Here is an 18515-nt window from a genome sequence, read left to right as displayed (position 1 = left end):
AAGGAGATAATTTTGTACAATTTATCAAATCTAATTAACATCATTCTCTGCTGCATAGGGGTTGAAAAACAGCCTCCTGAAACCTAAAATCTTAAGTAATTTGTTATTTATTTTAATGCATCGTTTTTTAAGGATTATTTTACGCATCAAGTCTCCAAGCCCACCTCCTGTCAGGACATCCATGGTGTAATCTCCAAAGTTGGGATCCTGAATTTTGAGGTTTTTCTTTATGAATGCTTCAAGGTTTTTTCTCCTTAAAAATGCTATGAAAATTGACGTTAAGATGAATAAGGCCAGTACAAATAGGAAAACACCTAAAGACCCAAAACCAAAGGAATTTCCAACTATGCCACCTAAAACTGCGTATAAAATTCCAAGACCCACTCCAAATGAGTGGTTGCCTACTTCTCCCATCATGATCTTGCCCTGATAATCCAGGGTGGCGTATCCAAGGCAAACCACCATGATGAGTAGTGCTGGGTAGTAAATGGTTGAAGTTAGTGCGAATATTCCCAGAACAACCAGAAGAGCCATTGTGATCACTGTTGAACACGCGGTTCCAGGCTGCATGTCTGCAATGTTCATTGGTTGTATCATGAGGGCTATGAGTATTGCAAGGGCTCCGAAGTTGTAGTAAAATCCCACTGCCATGACAAGCAGCATGCCTATTCCCCTTGAAAGCTGTCCAATCTCAAAGGGCAATCTTTTTATCCTTTTTCTGCCAATCAGATCATCTGCAAATGCAAACAATCCTATTATACCTATTAAGTATTGATAAGGTGGTTCTAAAAATAGTAATAAAATTAGGAATGGGGCCAATCCCACTGCCCGGGGTGTTCCACCCCTTACACTGGTGTAAAGGTTTCCTTTGGTTCTTGTGAAAATTTCCTTGAAAATGTAGGTCAACACTGCTGATGCTAGAAAAGCTAAGATCAATTCTTCGTACAATTAACACACATCCAGTAAATATTAAAAAATAGGGGTTTATTAAGTCCTGAATAACAGGATACTTTCCCTCTTTAAAGTTTGTTCAGTGTGTTGATAAATAGGTTTGCATCTGCAACCTTCTTACTGTAGGAATCGTACTTGTAGGTCTCATAAATAATTGTTGGAATGCCCTTTGATGCTATTGGCTTTGTAACGTATTTTGGGCTGGTACCGCTAGGTGGCACGTAAACCTTCAAAAACGGCATCTTTGTTTTTACCCTATTTATGTAACTGTAGGTTTTAGATGTCTTTGATACAGGGTCTAAAAACCGTGGGTATTTGTAGCCACTTGATTTCCAGGCATCTTCATGGATGTCGAAAACAACATTTGGATGGCTTCGTTTGACATCAGGGACAACGAATTTATTTCCAAGCAGCTGTCCATACATTCTACCCTTGTAATAGTTCATAGGAGTCTTGGTAACATGGATCCTGTAAAGAATGTACTTCTTGTTTGAAGATGCGGTTTGAGTCTTCAGGGCATTAACCATTGCATCATGAAAACCATGCTCCCTTGGGTGAACCCCCACAATTATAGCTATTGTGTTGGTTGAGGATAGATTTCCATAAGTTTGCTTTTCAACCCATCCATAGTTCGTTTTTCCAATAACTGCTGCAGAAGATGCCCCAATCACAGAAAACACAAAAATTAAACATATAAAAATACTAATTAGTTTTCGCATGTAATCACCTTTTATTAATAACATATGTAAATTTTCAATATTCCTTAATAAACTTTAGCATTTATTATCAAAAAAGGATAGAAATTTAAGGATTTTATAGGGTTATACAACTTTTTAAATTATTTTTTAAAGAAAAGGTTTGAATTTCATATTAATTTCATTAAAAATACAGTTATACCCTATAAAATCTTTCATAAACAGGATATTCATGAACATTGATTAAAAATGATTAAAAAATTGATTAAAAAGTTCTCAAAACTGTTATTCAACAGCATAATACAACAATTCTTCGAATAATTACGTGTGTAGATTTAAAACCACTTGATGTACCTATTCACTGCGACTACTATCTGAGGTTACTAAACGCTAAATACTGTTCAACGTATTGATAAACAGCTTTGCATCTGCAAGCTTTTTACTGTAAGAATCGTACTTGTAAGTCTCATAAACAATTGTAGAAATACCTTTACGTGATATTGGCTGTGTAACGTACTTGGGACTTGTACCTCTGGGTGCGTAAACCCTGAGAAATGGCATTTTAGTTTTTATACGATTTATGTATCCATAAGTTGTGCTTGTCCTTGATATTGGGTCCAGAAAACGGGCATATTTATATCCACTGGCTCTCCAACCATTTTCATGAATATCAAAGACTACCCTTGGATTGTTTCGTTTGACATCAGGGACAACGAATTTATTTGCAAGTAGCTGACCATACATCCTGCCCTTGTAGTAGTTCATTGGAGTCTTTGTAACGTGAACCCTGTAAACTATGTATTTCTTGTTTGAAGATGCGGTTTTGGTTTTTACTGCAGACAAAATGGCGTTATGAAAACGGTACTCACGAGGATGAACCCCTAAGATTATAACGATTTTGTAGTTGGACGATGGATTACCATAAACATTCTTTTCAACCCAGCCATAGCTCGTTTTTCCAATAACTGCTGCAGAAGATGCCCCAACTGTAGAAAACACAAAAATCAGACAGAGTAAAATACAAATCATTTTACGCATTTGGATCCCTCCAACTGGCTTCATGACTTATGTATTCCTCTTTTTTTTGAAGTTAATTAATTTTTTTGTTGAATGTCCTGAAACTGAAAAAATAGGGTTGAGTTTTGAGCAACACTGAAAAATCAAGTGAGCTGGAAAATAAAGGATTAAATATTCCAATAAAAAAAAAGTAGTGCTTAATTTATTCCATACCTTAAAAGGGCTGCAATTCCCCCAAGGGAGTTGAGCTGTTTTCCTCCATCGTGTTCGGTACTTACGATCAGTACCTTACCTCCCATGTTCTCTGCAAGTTCCATGATCTTTTCCACATCCAGTTCACGTACCAGTTCATCCACAACAAGGAGTTTTTCAATGGCACCTGCATTTGAAGCTGTTTTCACCTCTTTTTTACCGTAGGCAACGAGTTTCGAAGATTTGCCTATCTCTGCAAGCAGTTCTTCAACTGCCCTCATTTCATGAGCTATCCTGTTTTCTGTGGCCATATCCTCAATTATACCCTTTTTAAGAACTTCACTTATCCCAGTTCTTCCCCCAGCACCGGTGTTTTCGATTATGGATATCTTTGCCATTTCAGGGTAGTTGTCCTTTAGGAAATCGTAGAATTCTCCCTTGGTAAATCCTGGACCTGCCAATATTATGCTCTGTACATCTTTGAACTTCTCCAAGGAGTTTGCAACATCTGTGAAGAAGTCGGATATTGCCTTTTTCCTGTTCTTCTGCACTATCCTTTTACCGGAGATCTGTCCCATTATTGGGCCGTAGTAATCTATTCCGTACTGTCTTATTATTCCAAGGTCCGCAACATCATCTTCAACTGCAACTACAATTGCTGAAGGTTTTTTAGAAGATTTAACTGCATTTTCAAGCCTTTTAATGTTCCATCTGGACCATTTTTCCTTCTGTATCTTCACAGAATTTTTGAGCTTAAGATCCAAGGTGTGGTGAGAGCCCAGTGGAACCAGATCTTCAGGACCATGTTCTATCATGCCAGTTGCCCTCAATTTTCCAGTGTACTTGTGGAAACTTATATCCTCAACTTTTATTCCTAAAAAGAAGGTTTTTTTAATGCCTCTGTCGCTCCTTATCTTTTCACCAGTTGAATCCTGTATTCTGCGTGTTGTTTTTGACGATACCATATCTCCAGGCTCTATTATATGTGATAGATGCCAGAGGTCGTCCAGTGTTTCTGGGACAAGTTCTATTATGCCTCTTTTGGTATCCTGATAAACTATTCGCATGTTAACACCTTGAAAATCCTTGAAAAATTCCATTTCGGATTATTGTAATCATATCTTTTTTGAAATAAATTTTAAATACCTTTTAAGATTCTTTTATATCTTTTTCTATTTATTTTACATCCTACACTATGAGTATATGTTGAAAAGCCATTTAAAGAATTAGCTCGAATGGGATATTACCTGTTATTAATAAGTTTTATATAAAAGTTAATACATATTATGGAATAACTACGAATCAGTAGGAGAGATAAAATGGATGGTGAACTGGAAAAACAGATAAAAAATGCATTGAATGAAGTAAATCCATGGCAAAAAGTTCCAACAAATTTGAAAGGTGCCTTTCTAGTTAAGACTCCATCTTCAAAGCAGGGTGAAAGTTTCATGGTTGAAATAAATCCCATTGATGCCAATGGAACTCCCCTAAAAAGAAGAGGTGTGTTCTTAAAGAGACTATCCGAACTGGAAAGTTTCATTGAAGTCATGGAAAATGAGAAGTTGAAGGATCTTATGATTGCCCTTGAAAATATTCAGGGTTTAACCCACGAGGAAAAACTTAAGACCATTGAAATTTAGGGCACATTTGAATTGACGCCCTGAAAACTTTTTTATTTCAATTCAGTTTTGAATGAATGGTTGAGAAACTCACACTCAATACAATGTAAACCTCAATTTTTTTATTGGATTGGTAACTATAGTTTTATTTGATAACTATAATTTTATAAAAGGTCTATGAATCTATAGTTTACAATCTATGTAATCCAGATCAAAATTTTAATTGATATAGATTATATGAATTTTAATTGAAGTTAAATTAAGAGGTTTTTAATCCATATTCTGGGAGTTCATTCCATGAAAATCACGATAATCGGCGGTACAAGGGGTCTTGGTAATTGGATAGCACGTTTCCTGAAAAGTAAGGGATTTGATGTTGTTATAACGGGTAGAAACAAAGCAGAAGGAGAGAACGTTTCAAGAAAGTTAGGTGTGACTTATCTCCAGGATAATGTTGAGGCTGCATCCCACTCTGACGTAACAATTGTATCCGTACCAATAGGTGTAACAACCAGGATCATAAAGGAAGTTGCACCCCATGTTAAGGAAGGTTCCCTTCTTATGGATGTTACCTCTGTCAAAGAAGAGCCTTCAGAAGCTATGAGAGAATTCACACCAGAAGGTGTGGATTACTTGCCAACACATCCAATGTTCGGGCCCAGGATACGATCCCTTGATGGTCAGGTGGTTGTTTTAACCCCTGAAGAGGAGGTAAAAAAGAGTAGATGGTACCCTAAGGTTTTAGAATTCCTTGAAGCTGAGAATGCTCGTGTTCTCGTAACCAGCCCTGGGAATCATGATAGGATGATGAGCATAGTTCAGGGACTCACCCACTTCTCATACATATCAATTGCAGCAACAATAGAAAAGCTTGGAATTGATATCAAAGAGTCCAGAAAGTTTGCAAGTCCTGTTTACAGCCTGATGCTGGACATGATTGCTAGGATCGTTGCACAGAACCCCTACCTCTGTTACGCCATACAGACCAACAACAGGTACATCGGTCAGACACACGAAGCATTTCTCGAAACCTTCCTTGAACTCAAGGACATGGTGGCTGCAAGAGATGAAAGGGATTTCGTTGGTGCCATGAGTTCTGCAGCAAAACACCTTGATGACCTTGAAGCAGCCCTTGGAAGGTCTGATAAAGCAATATCTGCACTCAACCAGGAGGTTCAACTTCTCAAAGATTCTGTTGGTAAAGAAGTTGGTTTAAGACATATATACTCTGAAACAACCCATGTTGGAAGGCTAAAAGAGCTATCACCAGATTTTGCAGTTCTGGTTAGGGATGAGAATGAAACTCGGCTGAAGTTATCCAATGTTGAAGTTTTAAGCCAGGCAGAACTCGTGAATTGGAAGTTAGACAACTATCCACAGAAGGTTTACGATGTTTCAGCAGTTTTTCCTGAAAGCTGCAACCCTTCAATCATAGCAGAAACCCTGATGAACCTGAGTAACGTTGTGGAAGCATCTGTTGTTGATGTTTACACTGGAAAGCAAGTGGAAACTGGTAAAAAAAGTGTTAGTATACGTTACTCTGTGATAAACCCTGATGCACGTTTCGAAGTTGAAAATCTTTTAAAGGGTTTTGGAGGAGTTATACGTTGATGGATCAGGGAATGTACTTTTTCAATATTGTTTTTAATTTAAAATAGTGTATTTTCAACGATTAATTTTTTTTTTAATTGAAGATTTTTGAATTATTTTTTAATTAAAAATTCTTTTAAGAATCTTTTAAGAGTAAATGAACAGTTTTTTTAATTTTTTTTCAATTTTATCAGTAAAATTCTCTTTTTTTATGGAATCTAAATAAAAATTAAAGTAATTTAAAATCCTTTTTTAGATTAAGATTTCCCCATTTCCAGTTAATAAATATAGATGGATACCTATGAAAAAACCGCAACCTTTATATATGATGAACAACAAGGTTATAGTAACAAAAGTTAACTAAACATGTTGAATAGTGTAAATTATTTTAAACCAGTCAAACATATTATGATTAAGTAAAACGTTAATGTAGGGGGTTTCTATGGAAAATAAAGAAATGAAATTAAAAGTTGCAGAAGCGTTTTCACAAAACGATGTTGGTAGAACCATTGCAAGGATAGACCCAGCATGCATGCAGAAGCTGGATCTTCTCGATGGAGACATAATCGAAATAGAGGGAAAGAAGGTAACTGCAGCAAAGGTTGCATCAAGCCAGTCTGATATTGGGCTTGGCATAATCAGGATCGATGGATACCTCAGGAAAAATGCAGGTACATCCATAGGAGAGGAAGTCACAGTCAAAAGGGCAGAAGTGAAAGAAGCCCAGAGAGTGGTTCTTGCACCCGTTGACCAGCAGATAATGATCCGGGGAGATGTGAAACCTGCCTTCATGGGCAGAGTAATGTCAAAGGGAGACCTCATAGTCACTGGAATAAGACAGCAGCAGCCAATGAGGGGAGGACTCTTCGACGACTTCTTCAGGGACATGATGACCGACATGTCACCAATGGGTGAGATAAAACTTGCAGTGGTCTCAACCAAACCTGCAGGAATCGTTCAAATAACCGACATGACTGACATGCAGATCCAGGCAGAACCCGTGGATGTTTCAAAAATTGAGGGCATAAAAAACGTTGTGGATGTGACCTACGAGGACATAGGTGGCCTCAAGGAGGAGGTTAAAAAGGTCAGGGAGATGATAGAGATCCCACTCAAACGACCTGAACTCTTTGAAAGGCTGGGAATAGCTCCACCAAAGGGTGTTCTCATGCATGGTCCACCAGGAACCGGTAAAACACTTCTGGCCAAAGCCGTAGCAAACGAAAGTGACGCCCACTTCATAGCCATCAACGGCCCTGAGATCATGAGCAAGTACGTTGGTGGATCAGAGGAACGCCTCAGGGAATTCTTCGAGGAAGCCGAAGAAAACGCACCATCCATCATATTCATAGATGAAATCGATGCAATAGCACCCAAAAGGGAAGAAGTCACAGGAGAAGTTGAACGCAGAATCGTTGCCCAGCTCCTCACCCTCATGGATGGACTCAAAAGCAGGGGACAAGTGGTTGTAATCGGTGCAACCAACAGACCAGACGCCCTTGACCAGGCACTCAGACGACCAGGAAGATTCGACAGGGAAATAGAGATAGGCGTACCAGACAAAGACGGAAGAATGGAAGTTCTCCAGATCCACACAAGGGGAATGCCCCTGGACGACAAGGTGGACCTCGATGAGATAGCAGAGATAACCCACGGTTTCGTTGGAGCGGACATTGAATCACTCTGTAAGGAATCTGCAATGAGGGTTTTAAGAAGGGTACTACCGGATATCAAGGCAGATGAAGAGATACCAAAGGAAACCCTCAAGAAGATGATCGTTACCAAATCCGACTTCAAAGAAGCCCTTAAGGAAATACAGCCATCTGCACTGCGTGAGGTGCTTGTACAGGTTCCAGATGTTAAATGGGACGACATAGGTGGACTCGAAAGTGCAAAGCAGGAACTTCGTGAGGCAGTTGAATGGCCGCTCAAGTACCCTGAAAGCTTCGACAAATTCGGAGTCAGACCACCAAGGGGCGTGCTTGTCTACGGACCACCAGGAACCGGTAAAACACTCCTGGCCAAAGCCGTAGCAAACGAAAGTGATGCAAACTTCATAGCAATCAAGGGACCTGAACTCCTCTCAAAATGGGTTGGAGAATCAGAGAAAGGAGTGCGTGAAGTCTTCAGAAAAGCCAGACAAACAGCACCAACAGTGATATTCTTCGACGAGATAGACTCAATAGCATCCACAAGGGGTGGGGGCAGCACAGACTCCGGTGTGACACAGAGAGTTGTTAACCAGCTCTTAACAGAGATAGACGGACTTGAGGAGCTTCAGGATGTTGCTGTGGTTGCAGCCACCAACCGTGTGGACATAATAGACCCTGCACTCCTGAGGCCTGGAAGGTTCGACAGGCACGTTAAGGTGGACACTCCAGATGAAGCTGCAAGGATGGAAATATTTAAGGTTCACACCAAGGACATGCCGCTTGCAGACGATGTTGACCTGGAAAAACTTGCCAAAAAAGCAGATGGATACGTTGGAGCAGACATAGAAGCAGTTTGCCGTGAAGCAGTGATGCTCACACTCAGAAACAACCTTAAAGCAGATGAAGTCAAAATGAAACAGTTCAGAGAAGCCATGGAGAAGGTGAAACCTAAAAGTGAGGTGAATCTAAGGCAGTACAGTTAAAACGTGACACAATACCAACCAAAACACCAAATAACCAAAAAATAAATTTGCCTCCCTAAAAACCAAAAAAAACCTGAGAATTTCAATGGGAGAAGATTAATTATTTTCTTCTCCCAAACCTCCCTTAAAATAACTCTCAAAGTAACCCATTTTGAATATTTTAAAATTAATTTTTATTCCTGATCATCAACACCCAATCATTAATTAAAACTCATATTATACTTTAAAAATACTTTAAAATATTATAAATGATGATTAATTATTATAATAAATACTAATACCATTTTAAGAATTAACGCTAAGTCCAATTAACATTCACATAAATTTAAATCATTATTTTATAAAATTAAGTTGTATAATAGAGTTTTTGAATTAAAAGATGATGTTTCTGTTATTTTAAAAACATTTAAAAAAAAATATTTAAAAATATAAATAAATCTTAATAGTTTTTTATATCGGAAATCATTTTTTTCCCAATGAAATAAAATCCCTAAAACGAATAAATGAAAAAGTTAAGTATCCCCTGAATCAATAGTTTTATTCATCAAAAACTATTCAAATTTATTCAGATCTTTTAAAAGATAAGATTCGTTTTTAGGTGAAACAATGAGCTACAAAGTAAAGGATATTTCACTGGCACCGCAAGGTAAGAAGAAGATTGAATGGGTACAAAGACACATGCCTGTTCTTGAGTACATAAAAAAAGAATTCAGCAAAACAAAACCTTTCGAGGGAATTACCATTGGATCATGCTTACACCTTGAACCAAAGACCATAAATCTTGGTTTAACGCTTCAAGCTGGAGGTGCAGAGGTTGCAATGACCGGTTGCAACCCATTATCAACACATGACGATGCAACAGCTGCAGGAGCTTCAATGGGCCTTAACATGTACGGTTGGAGGGAAGAAAGCAACGAAGAGTACTACGAGAACATCGAGAGGGTTCTCGACCATGACCCGGATATAATAATCGATGACGGGGCAGACATGATATTCTTCATCCACAAGGAACGCAGGGACCTCATTGGAAAGATACTTGGAGCATGTGAGGAAACAACAACTGGAATTCATCGTCTGAAGGCTATGCATGATGATAAAGCCCTTGAGTTCCCAGTTATGGCTGTGAACGATTCTTACATGAAGTACCTCTTCGACAACAGGTACGGGACTGGACAGTCCACATTTGACTCAATAATGGGCTCAACCAACATGCTTATAGCAGGAAAAACAGTTGTTGTCTGCGGATACGGCTGGTGCGGTCGTGGAGTTGCAATGAGAGCTGTTGGACTTGGTGCAAACGTTATAGTAACCGAGATAGATCCAATAAGAGCATTAGAGGCAAGAATGGATGGTTACAGGGTTATGAAGATCCGTGATGCTGTTAAAGAGGCAGATCTTATACTGACGGTCACAGGAAACATAGACATAGTTTCAGGCGACGACTTCAAGTACATGAAGGACGGCTGTCTCCTTGCAAACTCTGGGCACTTCAACGTGGAGATAAACAAAGAAGACCTTCACAAACAGGCTGTAAGTTGCCAACAGATAAGGGCAGATATAGAAGAGTTTGTAATGCCTGATGGAAGGAAACTTTATCTCATAGCAGATGGTAGACTGGTTAACCTTGCAGGAGAACGTGGACAGGGTCATCCTGCAGAGATAATGGACATGAGCTTTGCAATGCAGGCTCTGTCAGCCAAGTACCTAACAGAAAATAAGGTGGAAGTTGGTGTTCACAAGACCCCTGACGAAACAGATAGATACGTTGCAGAACTCAAGTTAAATGCAATGAACATCAAAATAGATGAGTTAACATCAAGACAGGTCAATTACATGAACAACTGGGAAGAGGGAACCTGAATCCCATCCCCGTTCTAATTTTTAGTGTATTTTGAATAACATTGAAGAATTTGAGCACTATTTTTCTTTTTCAAATATAAGATTTAAGATTGTTACATTCTTACTGCATTACTAACTGAAATCCTGATAAAAACTTCACCCAGGGACCAATTATGAATACGAACTATTCAAAGATCATAGACAAGAACAATGAACCTTCACGCCTTTTTGTTGGAGGAGTTCATGGCAAAGAAGGAATCACAACCATAAAAGCACTTTCTCAACTGAGTGATGATTCAGTTTCCAGTGGAAAACTCAGAATATACAATTTCGATGAAACTCCATACCTGAGCACCATAAACAAAGAGTATTACAGTTCAGATATGGGTAAAAAAGTCATTTCACTTATTAAAAAGTACAAACCAATGATTTACCTTGAAGCTCACTGCTACAAAGAGAAAAGCTATGAAAAACTTGTGGATGAAGATCGTAAAAGCAGGGTTGGTGTTCCACCATTGATTGAACTTGAAGAAGGGATTTTGATGGGTTCTGTGGCTCCATTTCTGAGGTTGAATTGTTTCAAAAGGCAGGATATCTGTTTAACCCTTGAAATTCCATGTTCACCTTCTAAAAAGGCATTGGATGTTTATGTTACTATTTTAAAAGATGTTGCATCTTCAAAAACCCGGAATGACCTTGAAGAGACCATAGGATCCAGATATCCGGAACAGGTTGAAACTGCACGCAGGTACGCCATTGAATTTTTTGGGAATTATCCCCCATTTTGAATAAAAAAACTTAAAAAGTGATTACAGGAAAGTTACGGGATACAATCCAAAAGACGTACATTAATATATGATGTTCAACTACCATGATATATGCAAGGGTACCCAAGTGGTCAACGGGGATAGGTTCAGGGCCTATTGGTGTAGGCCTTCAAGGGTTCGAATCCCTTCCCTTGCACTTATTTGAGAATAAGATTTATTTTTTATTTGTTTTGTAGAGTTTCAAGGTTAGTTTTTCAATTTCTTTTAAGGTTATTTAAACATCTATCCCTACTTAAATAAGAGTGATGCCCTCCACTTTTGAGAAATATTTGAGGATTTTCTTTATCTTCAGCTTTTTTTGGAATATGAAGTTTATTTTTTCTTTATCATAATTTTTATGAGTTATCCTGTATTCAATAGAAAAAATAAAAGAGAAAAAAATGTTTTAAGAAAAAAACTTAATTTATAAACGATGCTGACTTTTTCACAATGAAACCCGGTCGAACCTGTCCAGGTTCATGACCTTGTCCCACGCCTTTATGAAGTCCTTCAGAAACTTCTTTTGAGAGTCTTCACATGCGTATACTTCCGCCACCGCCCGGAGCTCGGAGTTTGAACCGAAGATGAGGTCGACACGTGTGGCGGTCCACTTGAGTTCGTCTGTTGCTCGATCCCGTCCCTCAAACACATTTTCGTCTTCGGAGGATGCATTCCATTCTGTTTGCATATCAAGCAAATTCACGAAAAAATCATTGGTGAGCGCCTCAGGCCTCTTGGTGAAGACACCATTCTTGGATTGTTCAAAGTTGGCGTTCAGAACACGTAAGCCACCAATGAGAACCGTCATCTCAGGAATGGTCAATGTCAGTAATTGCGCTTTGTCCACCAGCAACTCTTCGGGCCTATTAGCACTTTGAGTCTTCTGATAGTTTCGGAACCCGTCTGCGACCGGTTCAAGCACCGCAAAGGATTCCACATCGGTTTGTTCCTTTAGAGCATCCATGCGTCCAGGGGTGAAGGACACTTTAACCTCATGACCCGCATTTTTTGCAGCCTGCTCAACACCAGCACAACCAGCCAAAACGATGAGATCAGCCAGGGAGATCTTCTTGTCACCTTTTTGGGCCTGGTTAAATTCGCTCTGGATGCCCTCAAGTACCTCCAGCACTTGGGCTAGCTGGGCTGGCTGGTTGACTTCCCAATCCTTCTGTGGTTCCAGACGAATACGGGCACCGTTGGCACCACCACGCTTGTCAGAGCCGCGGAAGGTGGATGCTGAAGCCCATGCAATGGAAACCATATCTGAAACTGACATTCCCGAATCCAATATTCTACCCTTAATGGTATCGATGTCTTCTTCATCAATCAGTTCATGATCGACTGCAGGGATGGGGTCCTGCCAGATGAGTTCCTCGTCAGGTACCTCCGGGCCGAGATAACGTGTCCGTGGACCCATGTCTCGGTGGGTCAGTTTGAACCATGCACTGGCGAAAGCATCTGCAAGCTCATCAGGGTTCTCATAGAAGCGCCTTGAAATCTTTTCGTAAATAGGGTCAAAGCGTAAAGAGAGATCTGTGGTTAGCATACCAGGGGTGCGACGTTTTGATGGGTTGTGTGGATCAGGCACAGTATCTACACCTGCATCACCCTTCGGCTTCCACTGGTAGGCACCGGCTGGGCTCTTGGTCAGTTCCCATTCGAATTCAAATAATATCCTGAAGAAGTTGTTGTCCCACTTCGTTGGAGTGTTGGTCCAGATAACTTCCGGACCGCCGGTAATAGTGTCGTCTCCTTTACCCGTGCCGAAGCTGCTCTTCCAACCCAGACCCTGTTCCTCGATTGGCGCTGCTTCCGGCTCAGGGCCCACATGCTTTGGATCACCAGCACCGTGGGTTTTTCCGAAGGCGTGGCCACCTGCAATGAGGGCCACTGTCTCCTCGTCGTTCATGGCCATGCGGGCAAAACTCTCTCGGATATCATGCGCCGCAGCGATGGGGTCTGGCTTGCCGTTGGGGCCTTCAGGGTTCACATAAATCAAACCCATCTCCAGGGCGGCGAGTGGTTTCTCCAGTTCACGGTCACCGGTATGACGCTCATCTGTAAGCCACTCTTTCTCGGAACCCCAGTATATGTCCTTTTCAGGTTCCCAAATATCCTCACGCCCGCCACCAAACCCGAAGGTCTTAAAACCCATGGATTCCAGGGCAACGTTACCTGCAAGGATCATGAGGTCCGCCCAAGAAATTTTCCGGCCGTACTTCTGTTTGATGGGCCAGAGCAGTCGACGTGCTTTATCAAGATTTGCATTGTCGGGCCAGCTGCTTAGTGGTGGAAAACGCTGATTACCATTACCCCCTCCTCCGCGGCCATCGCTGATACGGTATGTGCCGGCACTGTGCCACGCCATACGGATGAAAAAAGGTCCATAGTGGCCAAAGTCCGCGGGCCACCAATCCTGTGACTCTGTCATGAGTCCGTGGAGGTCTGTCTTCAGGGCATCTAGGTCAAGACTCTTGAATTCTTCAGCGTAGCTGAAATCCTCATCCATAGGATTGGACTCTGAGGAATGCTGGCGCAGGATGTCTAGATTCAACCGGTTTGGCCACCAATCAAGGTTCTTAATGTTACCTCTAACAGTTTTTTTGCTTTTTTCATCCATGATTCCACCCTCTTTTTTTCACGTCTAATTCATCTATTTTAAATTTTCTAAAAACTGTGAATCCTGTGTTTTGGAGCTTAATGACCATTAATAACATCCCTTTAGAAAATACAATTTGAATCGTTTTGAAATATTTTCTAACAATTATTTATTAATTACAAGTTTATTAAAAATTTTTATTGATTTATATGGATAACATAAAACCATGGATTCACGAGAGGATGTTGTATAAAGAGTGTTGTATAAATCCAAAAAGCAGATAAAAAAAGTACATAAATAATTTTAAAAATTATTTTTAAAAAAATCAACTAAAAAAATGTGCAAAAAAGACAAATTCTATTTAAGATTCGCTCTTATACTTTTTTAGGTGCATTGCATGTTATCTGTATTGCTTTGTCTATCCAGTTTGTTCCGTTTAGGAATGTGAATTGGAAGAATTTGACGTATTTGTTGAGGTATTTCTTTGAAATACCTCTAAATATTCTTAGATATTGTCTCAAGAGTGAATGTCTGTTTTCACAGTTATTAACGTGTATTTCGCCGTTTGCATACTCTTTTAGTGAGTGGTTGATTATTTTATGTTCTTTAACTTGTGGGTGTTGTTTTAAACCTGTGTAGATTGTATAGTCATCGGTGAAAACGGTTACTGGATTTTTGCAGTGTGTTTTGAGTTTTTCTTGTATTAATTTTTTGGAGAGGTTCTTTTCAACGCTTAAAATGGTGTTTCTTGTCCCTCTTTCTGTTATGGTGACTATTGGTGGTTTGTCTTTTTTCCACGTGCCTCTTCCTCTTTGTTTGAGGCCTCTGCATCTTGGATTGTTTTTTTTAAACCTTTATCTCCTGAAGATTGGTACATTTCATCAATTTCAATTTTTCCAGATAAAACAGGATCTTTTGTGTTTTTCTCCAGATATTCCTTAAATTCCTTAGATAATCTATCAATACTCTCCCATTTATGGCCTAACTCTTCTGATAAACGATTAACACTTTTTTTATCTTGATTCAATATTATGTAAAACATTTCACCTAAAGGCAAGTGTTTATTGGCAAATATCGTATCAGAGAAATCTGTAAAGTTTTTACCACATTTATTACACGAATAACGCCTTACTCTCTTGTTATAAACATAACCCCTTTTATAAACATCATAAGACCCACATTCCGGACAATAAACACCGTTAGACCATCTTATACATCTAAAAAAATTTAAAGCTTTCTCCTCATCTGGAATAAACAATTCCAACACCAAATCACTCTTCATACCTAAAAATATAACACCAACCACTACTTAAACCTTTGCACTAAAAAAAGGACAAGAGCGTTAAGATTAATTATTTTTTTACGTAAAGAATTATTTTCATATAAAATATTTATAAAAAAAGGATAATAATTGTGCAAAACTTGAATGAAAGTTTAAAACCACTGCTCAAGACTGCTCTGGTTCATGTCAAGTTTTTTGAGTTTATCTAGGGCGCTTGAAACTCTTTCCTCTGAAAAATCGTGTTCTCCACAGAGGAAGTCTGTGGCACCTTCCCTGTCTGGTTTCTTCCATTTAAGGCTGTAATCCTCAAGAACATCATGATCCAGGAACATATCTCTTAAGATCTGGGGATCAACTTCCATCTCAACATCCAGATGTTCCAGGGCTTTGAATACATCTCCATGCTTTTTTATGAGTTTCAAACCTTTTTTAGCACCTATGCCCTTTATTCCCTCGTTGAAGTCTGTTCCAACGAGTATTGCAACATCGACCAGCTGTTCCCTTGTTAACTCCACCTGTTCTAAGACTTTTTTAAGCTGTATGAGTTCCAAGTTGGCTTTTCCACCGGTTATGGTCAGGTTTTTAACCATTCGTGTGGCTCCAAAGAGTATGCAGTCGTAGTCCTGTGATCCAACACACCATGCATCTCCCCTTTCAACCATGTACGATGCCTGAGCTTCACCTTCACCCTTTGCCTGGATGTAGGGGATGCCCATGAGTTCTAGAAGTTTTTTAGAGCCTTCAACAACTCCTGGAGACATCCTTGAGGATCGGACTGCGTACTTACGTGCCTCTTGAATATCTCCCTCATCAAGGGCTTCCTTCCATTTCTTCTCAGATTCTTCCTTCACTTCTCTCCGTTTATCCTGTGTGCCCTTTTTAAGATGACTTGATGCACCATCAAATACGTATACAGGTTTTATTCCCTTCTCAACAAGTGAAGATGTTCTGTAAAGTATTCCGCTGAAGTGTGAGGTTATGTTTCTGTTGTGGTCCATTAGCGGAGTGCCATCAACCTGCCTTATGCTCGATAAAAACTGGTAGATTATGTTGGCTGCATCGAGTGCAACGATCTTTCCTTCTAGTTCATTGAATCCTATGGATTCTGGAGATACAATATCTTTAAATTTTACTCCCATTCAAACCACACCAAAATCTTTAATTATCACATTCAGATACAGATACTTTGTATACAGCTCATTTGAACCTATTATAATAAAACTATGAAATATTATCGACTATTGAAATTTTAAATGGTGAACCTGTTTCAAATAATTTTTTAAAGGTTGATTTGTTTACTAAAACAAGTAAAGGTTTAATCCCTGAAAAGGTCATAGGGAAATGTTTCCTTTATCCATATAAGAGTTTCACCCTTGTGGATGATGTTGTAGGTTCTTGTAAGCATTGGAGAATCTGTTCCATATATGGATTGGGTTTCCTCGTTGGTTTTCTCTGCGTAAATTGTTTTTATTTCCCTTCTGGACTCGATCTTGTGTTTCTTGAGTATGCGCCCAATGGGAATATCTGCCCTTATAAGGTCTTCTTTGAAGTCATTTTCAAGTCTTTCCACTGGAATGTAAGATACTGCATGTATCAATGGTTCTCCTGTTCCCATGACCACAACTCTGTAGTTCACAGTGTCCCCCTCATTTATATCAAGGAGCTCTGCAACCTCCTTATCAGCATCTTTAAATTCCTGGACAAGTGTTTCCAGATGAACATGACCCTTAATAACGTCAAGTATTGCAGTTACAGATCCATCCGTTGTTAAGAGTATTTTCTGGGCACTTGAAAGTTTTCCAATACATTTTTCAATGTTTTCAATTCCGTAGATAATGTTTTGGTCCATTTTATCTCCTTGGATCAGTTATTTCTCCTGAAATTGCTGATGCTGCTACAACAGCTGAGTTTGAAAGATAAACCTCTGAATTTGGGTCTCCCATTCTTCCAACAAAGTTTCTGTTGGTTGTTGATATACAAACCTCACCTGAAGTCAGCACTCCCATGTGGGCTCCAAGACAAGGGCCGCATCCAGGATTGCAGACTTCTGCACCGGATCTTATGAATGTTTCTATCAGTCCTTCATCCAGTGCCTGAAGGTAGATCTCTGCAGATGCAGGTATAACAATGAGTCTCACATCATCATGAACCCTTGAACCTTCCAGAACTTGAGCTGCATCCTTCAGATCTTCAATACGTCCGTTTGTACATGATCCTATGAATGCCTGGTCAACACCAACACCCTCAACCTTTGAAACGGGTTTCACGTTGTCAACATTGTGTGGACATGCTATCTGCGGCTCCATATCATTAACATCAAATGTGTACTCCTTCTCATACTGAGAGTCTTTATCGGAACGTACTATATCAAAGTTTTTAACGTTTCTTTCCATTAAGTACTGTTTTACGGCATTGTTGGGTTCCATTATTCCGTTTTTGGCACCGCTTTCAATTGCCATGTTGCAGATGGTCATTCTCCCAGATACATCCATGGAGTCTATGGTTTCACCTGTGAACTCAAGGGCTTTGTACGTGGCACCGAATGAACCTATTTCCCCAATTACATTGAGTATAACATCTTTAGCCCTTACATATTCTCCCAAATCACCATTTATATTTATTTTATATGATTCTGGAACCATGAACCAGTTTTTACCCGTTGCAAAAACTATTGCCATGTCTGTTGCACCCATACCTGTTGCAAAGGCTCCGAAAGCTCCGTGTGTGCATGTGTGGGAGTCTGCACCCACAACAACAGTTCCAGGTTTTACAAAGCCCTTCTCTGGAAGTACCTGGTGACATATTCCTTCACCATGGGTGAATAAATTTTTAATGCCCTGTTCTCTTGCAAATTCCATTGCAACCCTCTGGAATTCTGCAGACATTATTTTATTGGCAGGTACGTTGTGATCAAAGATTATAACAATTTTTTCATTATTCCATACTTTATCTGCAATTTTTTGGAATGTTTTAATGGTAGGTGGAGATGTTCCATCGTGTGCCATTGCAATGTCAACTGCAACGTCGACTATTTCGCCGGGTTGTACCTCAGATTTTCCTGATGCACGTGCAAGAATTTTCTCGGTTATGTTCATATCAAAATCAATCCCTAATAATTCAATCTAAATTTCAGCTAAATGAAACCTCTTCCACTAACAAAGAAGTTTTTAAAGGTTCATGCTTTGTGAAATTAATTTTCTATCTTTATTTTATTGATCATTGAAATTTTAATCATTAAAATGATCACACACTGAAATAACGTTAACAATGATTAAAAGGTTTTTAAGGCA

General features: G+C 39.4%; 14 protein-coding genes, 1 tRNA gene and 1 pseudogene. 6 read left to right on the top strand and 10 right to left on the bottom strand.

All coding sequences use genetic code 11. From position 1 onward, the window contains the following. Positions 1-30: 30 nt before the first annotated feature. The 4 genes from MCBB_RS02865 to MCBB_RS02850 all read right to left on the bottom strand — a co-directional run bounded on the left by MCBB_RS02865 (position 31) and on the right by MCBB_RS02850 (position 3922). The gene (locus MCBB_RS02865; protein ID WP_071906352.1) at positions 31-948 is read right to left on the bottom strand and encodes a cell wall biosynthesis protein; all 918 of its coding nucleotides are present in this window, start codon (positions 946-948) and stop codon (positions 31-33) included. Between the two features lie 71 nt (positions 949-1019). Next, positions 1020-1670 (bottom strand): hypothetical protein, encoded by a 651-nt coding sequence (locus MCBB_RS02860; RefSeq protein ID WP_145975996.1) that lies wholly within the window; start codon positions 1668-1670, stop codon positions 1020-1022. A 366-nt stretch (positions 1671-2036) separates the two neighbouring features. Continuing rightward, on the bottom strand, positions 2037-2684 hold the full coding sequence (locus MCBB_RS02855; protein WP_071906350.1) for a hypothetical protein: 648 nt from the start codon (positions 2682-2684) through the stop codon (positions 2037-2039). A 176-nt stretch (positions 2685-2860) separates the two neighbouring features. Then, positions 2861-3922: an mRNA surveillance protein pelota gene (locus tag MCBB_RS02850; RefSeq protein ID WP_071906349.1), complete on the bottom strand. Its 1062-nt coding sequence runs from the start codon at positions 3920-3922 to the stop codon at positions 2861-2863. A gap of 252 nt (positions 3923-4174) precedes the next feature. On the opposite strand from MCBB_RS02850, the gene MCBB_RS02845 reads away from it, so the two are divergent. From MCBB_RS02845 to MCBB_RS02820, 6 genes are all read left to right on the top strand, one after another. After that, the gene (locus tag MCBB_RS02845; RefSeq protein ID WP_071906348.1) at positions 4175-4495 is read left to right on the top strand and encodes a hypothetical protein; all 321 of its coding nucleotides are present in this window, start codon (positions 4175-4177) and stop codon (positions 4493-4495) included. A gap of 276 nt (positions 4496-4771) precedes the next feature. Then, positions 4772-6085, top strand: coding sequence for a prephenate dehydrogenase (locus MCBB_RS02840; RefSeq protein ID WP_071906347.1), 1314 nt, complete (start codon positions 4772-4774; stop codon positions 6083-6085). 421 nt (positions 6086-6506) lie between these two features. Continuing rightward, positions 6507-8699, top strand: coding sequence for a CDC48 family AAA ATPase (locus tag MCBB_RS02835; protein ID WP_071906346.1), 2193 nt, complete (start codon positions 6507-6509; stop codon positions 8697-8699). 606 nt (positions 8700-9305) lie between these two features. After that, a complete protein-coding gene (gene ahcY / locus MCBB_RS02830) occupies positions 9306-10559 on the top strand; it encodes an adenosylhomocysteinase (RefSeq protein WP_071906345.1) in 1254 nt (417 codons plus the stop codon). A gap of 152 nt (positions 10560-10711) precedes the next feature. After that, complete coding sequence (locus MCBB_RS02825) at positions 10712-11326, top strand: DUF2119 domain-containing protein (RefSeq protein ID WP_071906344.1); 615 nt, start codon at positions 10712-10714, stop codon at positions 11324-11326. A gap of 92 nt (positions 11327-11418) precedes the next feature. Beyond that, positions 11419-11501, top strand: a tRNA-Leu gene (locus tag MCBB_RS02820). A gap of 288 nt (positions 11502-11789) precedes the next feature. Here MCBB_RS02820 and katG read toward each other — a convergent pair. From katG to hacA, 6 genes and pseudogenes are all read right to left on the bottom strand, one after another. Then, positions 11790-13964 (bottom strand): catalase/peroxidase HPI, encoded by a 2175-nt coding sequence (katG, locus tag MCBB_RS02815; RefSeq protein ID WP_071906343.1) that lies wholly within the window; start codon positions 13962-13964, stop codon positions 11790-11792. A gap of 353 nt (positions 13965-14317) precedes the next feature. Continuing rightward, a pseudogene (locus tag MCBB_RS12405) lies at positions 14318-14722 on the bottom strand (IS1595 family transposase); the annotation flags it as partial. Next, complete coding sequence (locus tag MCBB_RS02805) at positions 14716-15225, bottom strand: transposase (RefSeq protein ID WP_394327153.1); 510 nt, start codon at positions 15223-15225, stop codon at positions 14716-14718. The pseudogene MCBB_RS12405 and the gene MCBB_RS02805, both read right to left, overlap by 7 nt. A 152-nt stretch (positions 15226-15377) precedes the next feature. After that, positions 15378-16364 (bottom strand): flap endonuclease-1, encoded by a 987-nt coding sequence (gene fen / locus MCBB_RS02800; RefSeq protein WP_071906341.1) that lies wholly within the window; start codon positions 16362-16364, stop codon positions 15378-15380. A gap of 176 nt (positions 16365-16540) precedes the next feature. Continuing rightward, on the bottom strand, positions 16541-17074 hold the full coding sequence (locus MCBB_RS02795) for a chorismate--pyruvate lyase family protein (protein WP_071906340.1): 534 nt from the start codon (positions 17072-17074) through the stop codon (positions 16541-16543). Position 17075: 1 nt separating this feature from the next. Then, positions 17076-18320 (bottom strand): homoaconitase large subunit, encoded by a 1245-nt coding sequence (gene hacA, locus MCBB_RS02790; protein WP_071906339.1) that lies wholly within the window; start codon positions 18318-18320, stop codon positions 17076-17078. Positions 18321-18515 lie beyond the last annotated feature (195 nt).

Origin of the sequence: Methanobacterium congolense (genome assembly GCF_900095295.1) — an archaeon.
GTDB classification, from domain to species: Archaea; Methanobacteriota; Methanobacteria; order Methanobacteriales; family Methanobacteriaceae; genus Methanobacterium_C; species Methanobacterium_C congolense.
The sequence above is the reverse complement of the archived record's forward strand: the minus strand, read 5'-3'. Positions and strand labels throughout refer to the sequence as shown.